This is a genomic window from Streptococcus sp. 3167 (assembly GCF_013277175.1).
GTDB lineage: Bacteria > Bacillota > Bacilli > Lactobacillales > Streptococcaceae > Streptococcus > Streptococcus pseudopneumoniae.
In genome coordinates this window covers 17,390-32,778 of record NZ_VMML01000020.1, presented here as the reverse complement: position 1 = coordinate 32,778, position 15,389 = coordinate 17,390, and the positions used below count along the sequence as shown (strand labels likewise).

Annotated in this window: 14 protein-coding genes and 1 pseudogene; 12 read left to right on the top strand and 3 right to left on the bottom strand. The window is 38.7% G+C overall.

What is annotated here, in order from left to right:
* From HT678_RS03010 to HT678_RS02960, 12 genes and pseudogenes are all read left to right on the top strand, one after another.
* Positions 1-810: DUF1542 domain-containing protein (locus HT678_RS03010; RefSeq protein ID WP_172924581.1), on the top strand; the 810-nt coding region annotated here is incomplete at its 5' end.
* 425 nt (positions 811-1,235) lie between these two features.
* A pseudogene (locus tag HT678_RS11440) lies at positions 1,236-1,316 on the top strand (aldose epimerase); the annotation flags it as partial.
* A gap of 157 nt (positions 1,317-1,473) precedes the next feature.
* Complete coding sequence (lacA, locus tag HT678_RS03005) at positions 1,474-1,899, top strand: galactose-6-phosphate isomerase subunit LacA (protein WP_172924580.1); 426 nt, start codon at positions 1,474-1,476, stop codon at positions 1,897-1,899.
* Positions 1,900-2,047: 148 nt separating this feature from the next.
* Positions 2,048-2,563, top strand: a complete 516-nt coding sequence (gene lacB / locus HT678_RS03000) for a galactose-6-phosphate isomerase subunit LacB (RefSeq protein WP_001216912.1) — start codon at positions 2,048-2,050, stop codon at positions 2,561-2,563.
* Positions 2,564-2,573: 10 nt separating this feature from the next.
* Positions 2,574-3,503, top strand: a complete 930-nt coding sequence (locus HT678_RS02995; protein ID WP_172921773.1) for a tagatose-6-phosphate kinase — start codon at positions 2,574-2,576, stop codon at positions 3,501-3,503.
* Between the two features lies 1 nt (position 3,504).
* Positions 3,505-4,485: a tagatose-bisphosphate aldolase gene (lacD, locus tag HT678_RS02990; RefSeq protein WP_001219111.1), complete on the top strand. Its 981-nt coding sequence runs from the start codon at positions 3,505-3,507 to the stop codon at positions 4,483-4,485.
* 259 nt (positions 4,486-4,744) lie between these two features.
* Complete coding sequence (locus tag HT678_RS02985; protein ID WP_000201673.1) at positions 4,745-5,362, top strand: hypothetical protein; 618 nt, start codon at positions 4,745-4,747, stop codon at positions 5,360-5,362.
* A gap of 395 nt (positions 5,363-5,757) precedes the next feature.
* On the top strand, positions 5,758-6,594 hold the full coding sequence (locus HT678_RS02980; RefSeq protein WP_172924579.1) for a transcription antiterminator: 837 nt from the start codon (positions 5,758-5,760) through the stop codon (positions 6,592-6,594).
* Positions 6,595-6,633: 39 nt separating this feature from the next.
* Positions 6,634-6,951: a PTS lactose/cellobiose transporter subunit IIA gene (locus tag HT678_RS02975; RefSeq protein ID WP_050223387.1), complete on the top strand. Its 318-nt coding sequence runs from the start codon at positions 6,634-6,636 to the stop codon at positions 6,949-6,951.
* Positions 6,951-8,642, top strand: coding sequence for a lactose-specific PTS transporter subunit EIIC (locus HT678_RS02970; RefSeq protein WP_172924578.1), 1,692 nt, complete (start codon positions 6,951-6,953; stop codon positions 8,640-8,642). The genes HT678_RS02975 and HT678_RS02970 overlap by 1 nt, the downstream gene beginning before the upstream one ends.
* A 337-nt stretch (positions 8,643-8,979) precedes the next feature.
* The gene (lacG, locus tag HT678_RS02965; protein ID WP_172924577.1) at positions 8,980-10,386 is read left to right on the top strand and encodes a 6-phospho-beta-galactosidase; all 1,407 of its coding nucleotides are present in this window, start codon (positions 8,980-8,982) and stop codon (positions 10,384-10,386) included.
* Between the two features lie 42 nt (positions 10,387-10,428).
* Positions 10,429-10,686 (top strand): DUF3884 family protein, encoded by a 258-nt coding sequence (locus tag HT678_RS02960; RefSeq protein WP_138704057.1) that lies wholly within the window; start codon positions 10,429-10,431, stop codon positions 10,684-10,686.
* A 290-nt stretch (positions 10,687-10,976) separates the two neighbouring features.
* On the opposite strand, the gene HT678_RS02955 is transcribed toward HT678_RS02960, so the two are convergent.
* The 3 genes from HT678_RS02955 to nrdE all read right to left on the bottom strand — a co-directional run bounded on the left by HT678_RS02955 (position 10,977) and on the right by nrdE (position 15,348).
* Complete coding sequence (locus HT678_RS02955) at positions 10,977-11,738, bottom strand: DeoR/GlpR family DNA-binding transcription regulator (RefSeq protein ID WP_172924576.1); 762 nt, start codon at positions 11,736-11,738, stop codon at positions 10,977-10,979.
* Between the two features lie 299 nt (positions 11,739-12,037).
* Positions 12,038-13,000: a class 1b ribonucleoside-diphosphate reductase subunit beta gene (nrdF, locus tag HT678_RS02950; protein WP_100104525.1), complete on the bottom strand. Its 963-nt coding sequence runs from the start codon at positions 12,998-13,000 to the stop codon at positions 12,038-12,040.
* 188 nt (positions 13,001-13,188) lie between these two features.
* Complete coding sequence (gene nrdE, locus HT678_RS02945; protein ID WP_172924575.1) at positions 13,189-15,348, bottom strand: class 1b ribonucleoside-diphosphate reductase subunit alpha; 2,160 nt, start codon at positions 15,346-15,348, stop codon at positions 13,189-13,191.
* Between the last annotated feature and the right edge of the window lie 41 nt (positions 15,349-15,389).

Here is a 15,389-nt window from a genome sequence, read left to right as displayed (position 1 = left end):
GCTGCTAAAGCAGACTTAGCGAAAAAATTAGCAGATAAATTAGCAGCAATTGACAACACTCCAAATGCAACAAAAGAAGAAAAGGATGCAGCTAAAGGTCGAGCTAAGCAAGCAGCGAACCAAGCTACCCAAGCTATTGACGCAGCAAGCGACCAAGCAGGCGTGGACAAAGCGCAAGCAGACGGAATTGCCGCAATAGCAGCAGTTAACCCAGTGGCTAAAGACAAAGCTAAGGAAGCAGTAGCAGCTAAGCTTAAGGAAAAAGAAGCCGAGATTGATGCGAACGCTAACCTTTCAGATGCAGAAAAAGCAGCGGCTAAGGAACAAGCTAAAGCGGCAGCGGACAAAGCTATCCAAGCCATTGACGCAGCAAGCGACCAAGCAGGCGTGGACAAAGCGCAAGCAGACGGAATTGCCGCAGTAGCAGCAGTTAACCCAGTGGCTAAAGACAAAGCTAAGGAAGCAGTAGCAGCTAAGCTTAAGGAAAAAGAAGCCGAGATTGATGCGAACGCTAACCTTTCAGATGCAGAAAAAGCAGCGGCTAAGGAACAAGCTAAAGCGGCAGCGGACAAAGCTATCCAAGCCATTGACGCAGCAAGCGACCAAGCAGGCGTGGACAAAGCGCAAGCAGACGGAATTGCCGCAGTAGCAGCAGTTAATCCAGTGGCTAAAGACAAGGCTAAGGCAGCAGCATTACCTAATACTGGTAGTCGATCAGATAGCACTACAGCTGCTCTAGGACTTCTATCAATCTTTGGAGCAGTCGGTTTACTCTTTTCTAAAAAGAAAAAAGATGATGAAGAAGCTTAAGTAGATGATTCTATTTGATTCTCAATAGCCTTCACATGCAAAAATCTTTATCAATTAAAAAGAACTAGGGTAACCTACACATTAGCTGGATATACTCACCCTATAGCAGATAGTGAAGAAGCCTCTTTGCCAACTATAGTAGAGGGAAGTTAGCTAAGATTCAGAAAGGACAAATTTTGTCCTTTCTTTTTTGTCGTCCTTCTCTCTGTTGATGGATGGTAAGAGCGTCATAAGTAAGCGCGTCATAACAAGGTATCTATCATTCATGGAAGACCTCCTGTATACTATTCGTAAAGTAAAACGATTGGAGGATATTTGAATGCCACAACCTATTAGTCCCACAGAGCTTCCACAATCTCGTCCTTTTGATTCTAAAAAGAGAAATGATAGTCTGCTTAAAATTCAGCAGAAAATCATTTAGAAGACATTTAGAAGATAAGAAGAATGTTCGTCTCTTAGAAGCCAATCAGGTTGAAGAATTAGGGTTTGAGATAGAAGTTTTATAAAAAATCAAAAAAATAAACAACAAAAACAAACACAAACTATTGACTTTTTCAAACAATAGTAGTATATTATGTTTGTGAGGACTAATTGACTGTTTCTTAAAGACAGCCAATACACTGCTGGAATCCAGCATAGAAAAAATAAAAAGGAGTATACAATATGTCTATTGTTATCGGTGCAGATGCTGCAGGTTTGAGATTGAAAGAAGTTGTGAAAGACTTCTTAGAAAAAGAAAACTTCCACCTTGTGGATGTTACAGCTGAAGGTCAAGACTTTGTTGATGTGACTCTTGCTGTTGCTGCAGAAGTAAACAAAGAAGAACAAAACCTTGGTATCGTGATTGATGCTTATGGAGCTGGTCCATTTATGGTCGCAACTAAGATCAAAGGAATGGTTGCTGCAGAAGTATCTGACGAACGTTCAGCTTATATGACTCGTGGCCACAACAACTCACGTATAATCACTATGGGAGCACAACTTGTTGGTGATGAATTGGCTAAAAATATCGCTAAAGGATTTGTTAACGGTCAATACGATGGTGGACGTCATCAAATCCGGGTCGACATGTTGAATAAAATGTGCTAATACTCTTCAAAAATCAAGATAATCTGTTGTCAGCTCACTTTAGCTAACCTCAGTTATGCTTGCAGCTCGCTTCCTAAGCTAATCTTGATTTTTCTTGAGTAGGGATAAATGATATTAGATTTATATAATTAATCGGAGGGAATAACTAATGAGAATTGCAATTGGATGTGACCACATCGTAACAGATGAAAAAATGGCGGTTTCAGAATTTTTGAAATCAAAAGGATATGAAGTCATTGACTTTGGTACCTATGACCATACACGTACTCACTACCCAATCTTTGGTAAAAAAGTAGGGGAAGCTGTAACTAGCGGTCAAGCTGATCTTGGAGTATGTATCTGTGGTACTGGTGTTGGTATCAACAACGCTGTAAATAAAGTTCCAGGTGTTCGTTCTGCCTTGGTTCGTGATATGACAACAGCCCTTTATGCTAAAGAACAATTGAACGCTAATGTTATCGGTTTTGGTGGTAAGATTACTGGTGAATTGCTCATGTGTGATATCATCGAGGCCTTCATCCATGCTGAATACAAACCATCTGAAGAAAACAAAAAATTAATTGCGAAAATTGAACACCTTGAAAGTCACAATAATCGACAAACAGACGCAAACTTCTTCACTGAATTCCTTGAAAAATGGGATCGCGGAGAATACCACGACTAAGAGGTGACCTATGATTTTAACAGTCACAATGAACCCATCCATTGATATTTCCTATCCCTTGGATGAGTTGAAGATTGATACTGTCAATCGTGTGGTGGATGTAACCAAAACGGCTGGTGGTAAGGGACTCAATGTTACCCGAGTACTTTCAGAATTTGGGGATTCTGTTCTTGCTACTGGTTTAGTGGGTGGCAAACTTGGTGAGTTTTTGGTTGAACATATCGATGATCAAGTAAAGAAAGATTTCTTCTCAATTCAAGGAGAAACTCGTAACTGTATCGCTATTCTTCACGGAGACAACCAAACAGAAGTTCTTGAAAAAGGACCTGAAGTATTGGAACAGGAAGAAAAAGGCTTTTTGGATCATTTCAAAAATCTCTTAGAGTCAGTTGAAGTAGTAGCTATCTCAGGTAGTCTGCCAGCTGGCCTTCCAGTTGATTACTATGCGAACTTGGTAGAACTTGCTAATCAAGCTGGCAAGCCTGTTGTTTTGGACTGCTCTGGTGCGGCTCTTCAGGCTGTTCTTGAATCACCCCATAAACCAACAGTCATCAAACCAAATAATGAAGAATTGTCTCAGCTTCTTGGAAGAGAAGTTTCTGAGGATTTGGATGAATTAAAAGAAGTACTTCAAGAACCTTTGTTTGCAGGGATTGAATGGATTATCGTTTCACTTGGTGCCAACGGTACTTTTGCCAAACATGGTGACACTTTCTACAAGGTAGATATTCCTAGAATTCAGGTGGTAAATCCTGTTGGATCTGGAGACTCTACTGTGGCAGGAATTTCTTCAGGACTTCTTCACAAAGAATCGGATGCAGAATTACTCATCAAGGCAAATGTCCTTGGTATGCTCAATGCTCAAGAAAAAATGACTGGTCATGTCAACATGGCCAACTATCAAGCTCTATATGATCAATTAATAGTAAAAGAGGTATAAAATGGCTTTAACAGAACAAAAACGTGCACGCTTAGAAAAACTTTCTGATGAAAATGGTATCATCTCAGCTCTTGCATTTGACCAACGTGGTGCTTTGAAACGCCTCATGGCTCAACACCAAACAGAAGAACCAACTGTGGCCCAAATGGAAGAACTTAAAGTCTTGGTAGCAGATGAATTGACTAAATATGCTTCATCTATGCTTCTTGACCCTGAGTATGGACTTCCAGCAACTAAAGCTCTTGATGAAAAAGCTGGTCTTCTCCTTGCTTATGAAAAAACAGGTTATGACACAACAAGTACAAAACGTTTGCCAGACTGCTTGGATGTTTGGTCTGCAAAACGTATTAAAGAAGAAGGTGCAGATGCAGTTAAATTCTTGCTTTACTATGATGTAGATAGCTCAGACGAACTCAACCAAGAAAAACAAGCTTATATCGAACGCATCGGTTCTGAATGTGTGGCTGAAGATATCCCATTCTTCCTTGAAATCCTTGCTTACGATGAAAAAATTGCTGATGCAGGTTCTGTAGAATACGCGAAAGTAAAACCACACAAAGTTATCGGTGCTATGAAAGTCTTCTCAGACCCACGCTTTAACATTGATGTCTTGAAAGTAGAAGTTCCTGTTAACATTAAATATGTTGAAGGCTTCGCTGAAGGTGAAGCGGTTTATACACGTGAAGAAGCAGCAGCCTTCTTCAAAGCTCAAGATGAAGCAACGAACTTGCCATACATCTACTTGAGTGCTGGTGTATCAGCTAAACTCTTCCAAGATACTCTTGTATTTGCCCATGAATCAGGTGCAAACTTCAATGGTGTTCTTTGTGGCCGTGCTACATGGGCTGGATCAGTTGAAGCATACATCAAAGATGGTGAAGCAGCAGCTCGTGAATGGCTTCGCACAACTGGTTTTGAAAACATTGACGAACTCAACAAAGTTCTTCAAACAACAGCAACTTCATGGAAAGAACGCGTGTAAGCAAGTCCTCCTAGGTTAGGAACATGAATCTAAAAAAATTTTAAAAAAAGTTGTATGTAAAGGTTTACAAATTAACTTACTTGTGCTACACTTAAATCACAAGTTAATATGAATTAGAAAGTAACTAGATGAAGTATAATAAAAATAAGGTATAGTTTATTTTACGAGCTAGGAAGGAATAATACGGAAACAATATTGCCAGAATAAACTATATTTAGACGCACATTTCAATTCGTTGTTTTATAAAAGGAGAAGATAAATGGCTACTAAAAAGAGTTTTAAAGCGTTAGTTGTAGGACTAGGTATTGTTTCAATATTCTCATCAGCCTTACCTATGGTTAGTCATTCTGTATTTGCAGATAGTGCCCTAACTAGAGTAGATAAAACAAATGATATTGTTTTGAATGTTGATGGGAATAAATTTTATAATGTTTCGGTTTCAGAAGATATTGTAAATGCTGGTCAAATTTTGGAAGATTATTTTTATGTAGATAAATTTGGAAATATAAATTTAAAAGGTACTCCTGAAGAGCTAGCAAAAAATATTGGTATTTCTGTACAAGAAGCAAGTTTGATGTATGAAGCTGTAAAAGAGTTGCCTAACGTTTACGAAAGAGGTCCTGTAGGTTTTCGTTTCAATCTTGGTCCTCAAGTGAGGGGGATGGGTGGCTGGGCTGCTGGAGCTTTCGCTACTGGATATGCTGGATGGCATTTAAAACAATTTGCGGTTAATCCTGTTACGGCTGGATTTGTTGCTGTAATAAGTGGTGCGATTGGCTGGGCTGTAAAAACTGCTGTAGAAAATTATTGGACAGTTGCTGTAGCTACAGTAGAGGTGCCATTTGTAAACCTTGTTTACACCATAGATTTACCTTAAAGGTTATTTCTTTATGAATAGTTCGTTTAAAAAAATAACCGTATTTTGTTTTATAGTTTCTTGTGTTCTTTGTTTATTAGATTTAATGAATTTTAAAAATGTAGCTACTTTTTTATTTTTCTGTCTTCCTGTTTTTGTTTTGATTTACAAAAATAAATAAAAACAGAGCCTCTGTTTGATGAATTTTAGAACATAGTTAAGTTTAAAAAAGTTGTATGTAAAGGTTTACAAAATAGCTTACTTGTGCTATACTTAAATCACAAGTTAATACAAGGTGAGTGTTACTAAGTAAGATTAGGCATGATCACAGGTGAATTAGAAATCGGCTGATTTTCTAGTTCATTTGTGGTCATTTTTTGTACTCATATACCTTTAAGATATAAAAGGAGGTTGACATGTATCGAATTCTAAATCCAATGAATCACAATGTCTCGCTTGTCAGAAATGATAAAGGAGAAGAAGTGATTGTGATTGGTAAGGGGATTGCATTTGGAAAGAAGAAGGGGGATTTGATTGCTGAAAATCAGGTTGAGAAAATCTTTCGGATGAAGACGGAAGAGTCCAGAGAAAACTTTATGGCTCTCCTCAAAGATGTTCCGCTTGATTTTATCACAGTGACTTATGAAATCATTGATAAGCTTTCAAAGAAATATCACTATCCGATTCAAGAATATCTCTACGTAACCTTGACAGACCATATTTACTGTTCTTACCAAGCTCTAGCACAAGGAAGGTACAAGGATAGTAATCTGCCAGATATTTCCACTAAGTATCCTGTCGCTTTTCAAATCGCAAATGAAGCTTTTGAAATTTACTGCCAGAAGCTAGCAGATCATTTTCCTGAAGACGAAATTATTCGGATTGCTTATCATTTCATCAATGCCGAAGGTGAAAATGAAGTGGAACTTGTGGAGTCGATTGATAAGAGGAAAGAAATTCTCAGGAATGTTGAAGAAGTTTTGAAGGACTATGCAATTCAACGAACCAAAGAGAATAACCATTTCTATGATCGTTTTATGATACATTTGAATTATTTCTTGGATTATTTAGATAGATCTAGAGATGATAACCAATCACTTCTGGATATGGAAGATCATATTAAACAATCCTATCCAAAAGCCTTCGAGATTGGTTCCAAGATCTATGATGTGATTACGCAACATACGGGTCTTGATTTGTATAAAAGTGAACGAGTTTATCTAGTTCTACATATCCAACGTTTATTGTCATAAAAATTATTTAACACTATATTATATAAGGAGAATTCTATCATGAATAGGGAAGAAGTAACATTGTTAGGTTTTGAAATCGTAGCCTATGCTGGCGATGCTCGTTCAAAACTATTGGAAGCCTTGAAGGCTGCTGAAGCTGGTGATTTTGCAAAAGCCGATAACCTAGTAGAGGAAGCTGGTAGCTGTATTGCAGAGGCTCACCACGCGCAAACAAGTCTATTGACTAAGGAAGCTTCTGGTGAGGACTTAGCGTATAGTGTGACCATGATGCATGGCCAAGACCACTTGATGACAACTATCTTGTTAAAGGATTTGATGCACCATTTGATCGAACTCTATAAGAGAGGAGTTAAATAATGAACAAACTAATTGCATTTATCGAGAAAGGAAAGCCTTTCTTTGAGAAACTATCTCGTAATATCTATCTTCGTGCTATTCGTGATGGTTTCATTGCAGGTATGCCTGTTATTCTCTTCTCAAGTATCTTTATCTTGATTGCCTTTGTACCAAACTCATGGGGCTTTAAATGGTCTGATGAAGTTGTAGCCTTTCTGATGAAACCTTATAGCTATTCTATGGGTATTCTGGCTCTCTTGGTAGCTGGTACAACAGCTAAGTCATTGACCGACTCAGTAAACCGTAGCATGGAGAAAACCAATCAAATCAACTATATGTCAACGCTGTTAGCAGCGATTGTTGGTTTGTTGATGTTGGCAGCTGACCCAATTGCAGGTGGTTTTGCAACAGATTTCCTTGGAACAAAAGGTTTGCTTTCAGCCTTCCTTGCTGCCTTCGTTACTGTAGCCATCTATAAGGTTTGTGTTAAGAACAACGTCACTATTCGTATGCCTGACGAAGTTCCACCAAATATCTCACAAGTCTTTAAAGATGTGATTCCATTCACTCTCTCAGTTGTTTCACTTTATGCTCTTGATTTACTAGCTCGTCATTTTGTTGGTTCTAGTGTGGCAGAATCAATCGGTAAATTCTTTGCACCACTCTTCTCAGCAGCAGACGGATACCTTGGTATTACCATTATCTTTGGTGCCTTTGCCTTCTTCTGGTTTGTGGGTATTCATGGTCCATCTATCGTTGAACCTGCTATCGCAGCAATTACCTATGCAAATGCTGAAGTCAACTTGAACCTTCTCCAACAAGGTATGCACGCTGACAAGATTCTTACTTCTGGTACACAAATGTTTATCGTTACCATGGGTGGTACAGGTGCGACACTGGTTGTTCCATTCATGTTCATGTGGTTAACAAAATCAAAACGTAACCGTGCAATCGGACGTGCGTCTGTTGTTCCAACTTTCTTTGGTGTAAATGAACCAATCTTGTTTGGTGCACCACTTGTATTAAATCCAATCTTCTTCATTCCATTTATCTTTGCTCCAATCGCAAACGTATGGATTTTCAAATTCTTTATTGAAACTCTTGGAATGAATTCATTTACTGCTAATCTACCATGGACAACCCCAGCTCCACTAGGTCTAGTTCTTGGAACTAACTTCCAAGTGCTATCATTCATTCTTGCCGCCCTTCTAATTGTGGTTGACGTAGTCATTTACTACCCATTCCTTAAAGTATATGATGAACAAACTCTAGAAGAAGAACGTTCAGGTAAGTCTAATGATGAATTGAAAGAAAAAGTTGCTGCAAACTTTAACACTGCAAAAGCGGATGCTATTCTTGAAAAAGCGGGTGTCGATGCAGCACAAAATACCATCACTGAAGAAACAAATGTCCTCGTTCTCTGTGCAGGTGGAGGTACAAGTGGTCTCCTTGCAAATGCTTTGAACAAGGCAGCTGCAGAATATAATGTTCCTGTGAAAGCAGCAGCAGGTGGCTATGGTGCTCACCGTGAAATGTTGCCAGAGTTTGATCTAGTTATCCTTGCCCCTCAAGTTGCTTCAAACTTTGAAGACATGAAAGAAGAAACAGATAAGCTCGGTATTAAACTTGCCAAGACAGAAGGCGCTCAATACATCAAATTAACCCGTGATGGAAAAGGTGCTCTTGCATTCGTACAAGCGCAATTCGATTAACGATAGGGACTCTGAAAAGTCTCCTATCGTTACGGAAATCGCTATGGCGAATTTCCTAATCACCTTGTTAATTCGTCGGTAAAAAGACATCGTTTTTACCTCCTCATGTCACAATTCGATTAAGGCTAGGGATTATAAAACAGTCTCCTATCGTTACGGAAATCGCTATGGCGAATTTCCTAATCGCCTTGTTAATTCCTCGGTAAAAAGACATCGTTTTTACCTCCTCATGTCACAATTTGGTGACTTGGTACAAGAAGTGAGATGGAGAAGCATGGCTCACTGACTCCTCTCCTCTCACTTTTACTTTATTTAAATCAAGAAATAGGTGAAAAAAATGACAAAAACATTACCAAAAGACTTTATTTTTGGTGGCGCAACAGCTGCCTATCAAGCAGAAGGGGCTACACATACTGATGGAAAAGGACCAGTTGCGTGGGATAAATATCTTGAAGATAACTATTGGTACACTGCCGAACCAGCTAGTGATTTTTACAATCGATACCCAGTTGACCTCAAGCTAGCAGAAGAGTATGGTGTCAATGGCATTCGAATTTCTATTGCCTGGTCACGTATTTTCCCGACTGGTTATGGTCAAGTAAATGCTAAAGGTGTTGAGTTTTATCATAATTTATTTGCAGAGTGTCACAAACGTCATGTTGAGCCCTTTGTAACTCTTCATCACTTTGACACGCCAGAAGCTCTCCACTCAAATGGAGACTTCTTAAACCGTGAAAATATCGAACATTTTGTAGACTACGCTGCCTTCTGTTTTGAAGAATTTCCAGAAGTAAACTATTGGACAACCTTTAATGAAATTGGACCAATCGGTGATGGTCAATATTTGGTTGGGAAATTCCCTCCAGGTATCCAGTACGACCTTGCCAAAGTCTTTCAATCACACCACAATATGATGGTGTCTCATGCATGCGCGGTAAAATTGTACAAAGAGAAAGGCTATAAAGGGGAAATTGGTGTTGTTCACGCCCTGCCTACTAAATATCCTCTAGATCCTGAAAATCCTGCAGATGTTATTGCGGCAGAGTTGGAGGACATTATCCATAACAAATTTATCTTGGATGCAACTTATCTGGGTCACTACTCTGAAAAGACTCTGGCAGGGGTAGAGGCTATCTTGGCTGCCAATGGTGGTAGCTTAGATCTTCGTGAAGAAGATTTCGAAGTATTAGAAGCCGCAAAAGACTTGAATGATTTCCTAGGAATCAACTACTATATGAGTGACTGGATGGAAGCCTTTGATGGCGAAACTGAAATCATCCATAATGGTAAGGGTGAGAAAGGAAGCTCTAAATACCAAATCAAAGGTGTTGGGCGTCGTGTAGCTCCGGATTATGTACCACGTACGGACTGGGATTGGATTATCTACCCTCAAGGTTTGTATGACCAAATCATGCGCGTGAAGAAAGATTATCCCAACTACAAGAAGATTTACATCACTGAAAATGGTCTCGGCTATAAAGATGAGTTCGTTGATAACACTGTTTACGATGATGGACGTATTGATTATGTGAAACAACACTTGGAGGTTTTGTCTGATGCGATTGCAGATGGTGCTAATGTAAAAGGTTACTTCATTTGGTCATTGATGGACGTCTTCTCATGGTCAAACGGTTATGAGAAACGTTACGGTCTCTTCTATGTAGACTTTGAAACTCAAGAACGTTATCCTAAGAAATCAGCTCACTGGTACAAGAAAGTAGCAGAAAGTCAGATTATAGACTAGTAGAATGAGTCATTAGATATAGAATTATAGTGAGGTAAAAAGATGTTCAAAAATTTTATCCAATCTATTTATGAAAAAGTTTATATTATCAATTTCGAAAAATGCTCTCAAATACCGTGTTTGACGAATGAAGAATTAAAAAGTCTTGGAAAATGGTATGTCTCGACCGGTAAAGAATGGATTTGCCATTCAGACTATGAGCTGGAAGAATTTAAAAATATCTTTTTAAATTTTATCAGTCCTGAAGAACGGGATAATATCTCCTTTGATTCAGATTTTATGCCGTTTCAACAATCGTAACCAATTTCCAAAAAAGTTAAATCTCGTATTTAGTACGCTGCAAAACTCTTATCTAATCACGTTGCTTATACTCAATAAAAATCAAAGAGCAACTTTAAACTAGAAAGCAAGTCGCAGGTTTCTCAATGCATAGCTTTGAGATGGCAGATAAAATAATTGGGCAAAAAGTCTTTGATACAGAAAAACGCATAATATCAGGTGTTGAAAAAACTTGATACTATGCGTTTTTGTAGGAAGATTTACTTCATTTTCTTCTGAAATTGAGTTCTTACCCAGAATCTTTCAGTTGATTAAGGCTTGATGACTTTAGTAAGTTTAGATAGCTCAAAAAGGATTGAATCACTTAGTTTAGAATCTGAAACAATAGTATCAAGATTTGATACATTATAAAAAGTATAAAAATCAAACTTATTGAACTTACTATGATCTGCGAGTAAATATTTTTTATTAGAATTATTTAAAGCGATGCGTTGAGCCTCTCCCTCTTCCTCGCTAAAAGTAGCTAGAGCTCCGTTTTGAATACCATTACAGCTAACGAAAGCTTTAGAAAATTGGAGATTAGAGAGATTTTGTAGGGTCAATGTGCCAACAAAAGCACCTGTAATATCGCGATAATTTCCACCTATCAAAATCAAATCTGTTAATTTTCGTTCGCTTAAAATCAGAAAAACAGGTAGACTGTTGGTCACGACGCGGATATTGTCAATAGGCAATTCGCGCGCAAAAAATTCTAATGTTGTTCCTGGTCCAATAAAAATAGTTTCTCTTTCTTCTACTAGATTGCCTGCAAAACGGGCTATTTCTTGTTTTTCTGCCGTTTGGAGGGCTTGTTTTTCAATATTTGATCGCTCATTAGTCAAAAGGGAGTTGGTTCGAAGTTTTTCAGCTCCACCATGCACACGAATCAGCAAATCTTTATCAGCTAATTCCTGTAAATAGCGCCTTGCAGTCATATCTGAAACGGCTATTTCGTCCATAATCTGTTTAACCGTTATGGTTCCTTTACTATTTACTGTCTCTAAAATTTTGGCTAATTTTTCTTGTTTGAGCATATTATCACCTCGTTTCCTACTACTATCTTACCATAAACTAGCTCATCATTCAAATACAAAAACAACAAAATAAAACAAAAATATCGAGGTTTATTTTCAAAACTTTCGACATTTTTATTAAGTTATTATTTTGTTGTTTCTAGTTTACTTTTTGATGATTAAGAGTGGTGGAGAATTATACTCAATGAAAATCAAAGAACAAACTAGGAAGCTAGCCGTAGGTTGCTCAAAACACNNGTCAGTGAGCATATCTACGGCAAGGCGAAGCTGACGTGGTTTGAAGAGATTTTCGAAGAGTATTAGTCCAAACCGTAATTGTAGTCATCGTCTTGCATGGCTTCAACTTCACCAAGAAGGTAACCATTTCCGACTTGAGAGAAGAAGTCGTGGTTGGAAGTTCCTGTTGAAATACCGTTCATAACGATTGGGTTGACATCGTCAGCTGAATCTGGGAAGAGTGGATCTTGTCCCAGGTTCATGAGAGCCTTGTTAGCATTGTAGCGAAGGAAGGTTTTGACTTCTTCCGTCCAACCAACACCGTCATAAAGACTCTCTGTATAGCCTTCTTCATTTTCATAAAGAGTGTAGAGCAAGTCGTACATCCATTCTTTGAGTTTTTCTTGCTCTTCTTCAGGTAATTCATTGAAACCAAGTTGGAATTTGTAACCAATGTAAGTTCCGTGAACAGACTCATCACGAATAATCAATTTAATAATTTCTGCAACGTTGGCAAGTTTGTTGTTACCAAGATAGTAGAGGGGAGTGAAGAAACCTGAATAGAAGAGGAAGGTTTCGAGGAAGACACTGGCAACTTTCTTTTCAAGTGGGCTACCGTTGAGGTAGATTTCGTTGACAATCTCAGCCTTCTTTTGTAGGTAAGGATTGGTATTGGTCCATTCGAAAATTTCTTCAATCTCAGCCTTTGTATTTAAGGTAGAAAAGATTGATGAATAAGATTTAGCGTGGACAGATTCCATAAATTGGATGTTATTGAAAACAGCTTCCTCATGTGGTGTACGGATGTCTGCGCGAAGGGCTTCAACCCCAGTTTCAGATTGCATGGTGTCCAGAAGGGTTAAACCACCAAAGACTTTTCCGACCAAGTCTTTCTCTTTGTTAGATAGCTTTCTCCAGTCATCCAAGTCATTTGACAAGGGAATACGTGTATCGAGCCAGAATTGCTCCGTCAGTTTTTCCCAAGTTGATTTATCGATGACATCTTCGATGGCATTCCAGTTAATGGCTTTGTAGTAAGTTTCCATTTAAAATCTCTTTCTGTGTTTAGTATTGCGAACTCACAATTATTTCTATTTTACCATAATTCTATAGGAGTATCGCACAAAAAGTCGGAAGCCCGACTTTTAAAATGTTACATAAATTATGTTATGACATAGTAGATTTGATTTTATCAGTGCTGCTTAGGGGAAAAATAGTGTTTCTATGCTAGAAACTAAATCACACAGCTTTCACACTGGTTAGCACCGACTTCTCCACCATCATCTGTAAAGGTACGGACGTAGTAGATAGACTTGATACCCTTGTTAAAGGCATAGTTACGAAGGATAGACAAGTCACGTGTCGTTTGTTTATTTTCCTTCTTCCATTCGTAAAGACCTTTTGGAATGTCACTACGCATGAAGAGGGTGAGTGAAAGTCCTTGATCCACGTGCTCTGTCGCAGCAGCGTAGACATCAATCACTTTACGCATATCCATGTCGTAAGCAGAAGTGTAGTAAGGAATGGTTTCTGTTGACAATCCAGCAGCTGGATAGTAGATTTTACCGATTTTCTTCTCTTGGCGTTCTTCGATACGTTGCGTAATCGGGTGGATAGAAGCAGAAACGTCGTTGATATAGCTGATAGAACCATTTGGCGCTACAGCAAGGCGGTTTTGGTGGTAAAGACCATCTGCTTGAACCTTGTCGCGAAGTTCAGCCCAGTCAGCAGCACTTGGGATAAAGACATCTTTGAAAAGTTCTTTAACACGGTCTGATTTTGGAACAAATTCGCCAGTTACATACTTGTCAAAGTAGCTTCCCTTAGCATAGTTTGATTTTTCAAAGTTGTGGAAGGTGATACCACGTTCACGCGCGATATTGTTTGACTCAACCAAAGTCCAGTAGTTCATAAGCATAAAGTAGATGCTTGTAAATTCAACAGACTCAGACGATCCATATTCAATCAGTTGTTGGGCAAGGTAGCTGTGCAGTCCCATGGCACCGAGACCAAAGGTGTGGGCTTGGCTATTTCCATGGTCAATCGTTGGTACAGCTACGATATGTGAACTATCTGTAACGAAAGTAAGGGCACGAACCATAGCACGGATAGAACGACCAAAATCAGGTGAAGTCATCATGTTAACCACGTTGGTTGAACCAAGGTTACATGAAACGTCCGTTCCCATTTGCAGGAATTCTTGAGCATCGTTGATCAAGCTTGGTTCTTGGACTTGAAGAATCTCAGAACACAAGTTACTCATGATAATCTTTCCATCAACAGGATTTGCACGGTTAGCCGTATCAATATTGACTACATAAGGGTAGCCAGACTCTTGCTGTAATTTAGAGATTTCAGTTTCCAAATCACGCGCCTTGATTTTTGTCTTGCGAATATTTGGATTTGCGACTAATTCATCGTATTTTTCAGTAATGTCGATGTAGTTGAATGGCACACCGTATTCTTTTTCTACAGAGTAAGGACTGAAGAGGTACATTTCTTCATTTTTACGAGCCAATTCGTAGAATTTATCAGGTACTACAACACCAAGTGAAAGGGTTTTGACACGAACTTTTTCATCGGCATTTTCTTTCTTAGTTGAAAGGAAGGCGATGATATCTGGGTGAAAGACATTGAGGTAAACAACACCGGCACCTTGACGTTGACCCAATTGGTTAGAGTAAGAGAAGCTGTCTTCGAAGAGTTTCATGACTGGTACGACGCCAGAAGCTGCTCCTTCGTAGCCTTTGATAGGTGCACCAGCTTCACGAAGGTTGCTGAGGGTAATTCCCACACCACCACCAATACGTGAAAGTTGAAGAGCTGAGTTGATAGAACGTCCGATAGAGTTCATATCATCCGTCACTTGGATTAGGAAACAAGATACCAACTCCCCACGACGAGCACGTCCAGCATTGAGGAAAGAAGGAGTAGCAGGTTGGTAGCGTTGGTGGATGATTTCATTGGCAATATCGATTGCAACAGCTTCATTCCCATCAGCGAAATAAAGGGCGTTAAAGAAGACACGGTCTTCCATACTTTCAAGATAATATTCACCGTCATTAGTCTTTAAGGCATATTGATTGTAAAATTTATAAGCTGCCATGAATGACTTGAATTGGAAGTTTTGGTCTTTGATAAATTGAGCCAATTCTTCCAAGAACTCTGTACGGTATTTCTTGATAAAGGCTGTTTCGATGTAGTTATGTTCAATGAGGTAGTTGATTTTATCTTTAATTGAATCAAAAACCATAGTGTTTGGAATGACATTTTCTTTAAAGAAGGCATCCAAGGCTTCCTTATCTTTATGAAGCATGATTTGTCCATTAACAGGACGGTTGATTTCGTTATTGAGACGGAAGTAAGTCACGTCCTCAAGATGTTTTAATCCCATAAAATTTCCCTTATCTAATTACAAAAGATAGGCTTCTAAGT

What these genes read in the sequence shown, in the direction of transcription:
- nrdF (WP_100104525.1), bottom strand. Translation starts at nt 13,000, where the DNA reads ATGGAAACTTACTACAAAGCCATTAACTGGAATGCCATCGAAGATGTC.
- HT678_RS02985 (WP_000201673.1), top strand. Translation starts at nt 4,745, where the DNA reads ATGGCTACTAAAAAGAGTTTTAAAGCGTTAGTTGTAGGACTAGGTATT.
- HT678_RS02955 (WP_172924576.1), bottom strand. Translation starts at nt 11,738, where the DNA reads ATGCTCAAACAAGAAAAATTAGCCAAAATTTTAGAGACAGTAAATAGT.
- HT678_RS02970 (WP_172924578.1), top strand. Translation starts at nt 6,951, where the DNA reads ATGAACAAACTAATTGCATTTATCGAGAAAGGAAAGCCTTTCTTTGAG.
- lacG (WP_172924577.1), top strand. Translation starts at nt 8,980, where the DNA reads ATGACAAAAACATTACCAAAAGACTTTATTTTTGGTGGCGCAACAGCT.
- lacA (WP_172924580.1), top strand. Translation starts at nt 1,474, where the DNA reads ATGTCTATTGTTATCGGTGCAGATGCTGCAGGTTTGAGATTGAAAGAA.
- HT678_RS02980 (WP_172924579.1), top strand. Translation starts at nt 5,758, where the DNA reads ATGTATCGAATTCTAAATCCAATGAATCACAATGTCTCGCTTGTCAGA.
- lacB (WP_001216912.1), top strand. Translation starts at nt 2,048, where the DNA reads ATGAGAATTGCAATTGGATGTGACCACATCGTAACAGATGAAAAAATG.
- nrdE (WP_172924575.1), bottom strand. Translation starts at nt 15,348, where the DNA reads ATGGGATTAAAACATCTTGAGGACGTGACTTACTTCCGTCTCAATAAC.
- HT678_RS02975 (WP_050223387.1), top strand. Translation starts at nt 6,634, where the DNA reads ATGAATAGGGAAGAAGTAACATTGTTAGGTTTTGAAATCGTAGCCTAT.
- HT678_RS02995 (WP_172921773.1), top strand. Translation starts at nt 2,574, where the DNA reads ATGATTTTAACAGTCACAATGAACCCATCCATTGATATTTCCTATCCC.
- lacD (WP_001219111.1), top strand. Translation starts at nt 3,505, where the DNA reads ATGGCTTTAACAGAACAAAAACGTGCACGCTTAGAAAAACTTTCTGAT.
- HT678_RS02960 (WP_138704057.1), top strand. Translation starts at nt 10,429, where the DNA reads ATGTTCAAAAATTTTATCCAATCTATTTATGAAAAAGTTTATATTATC.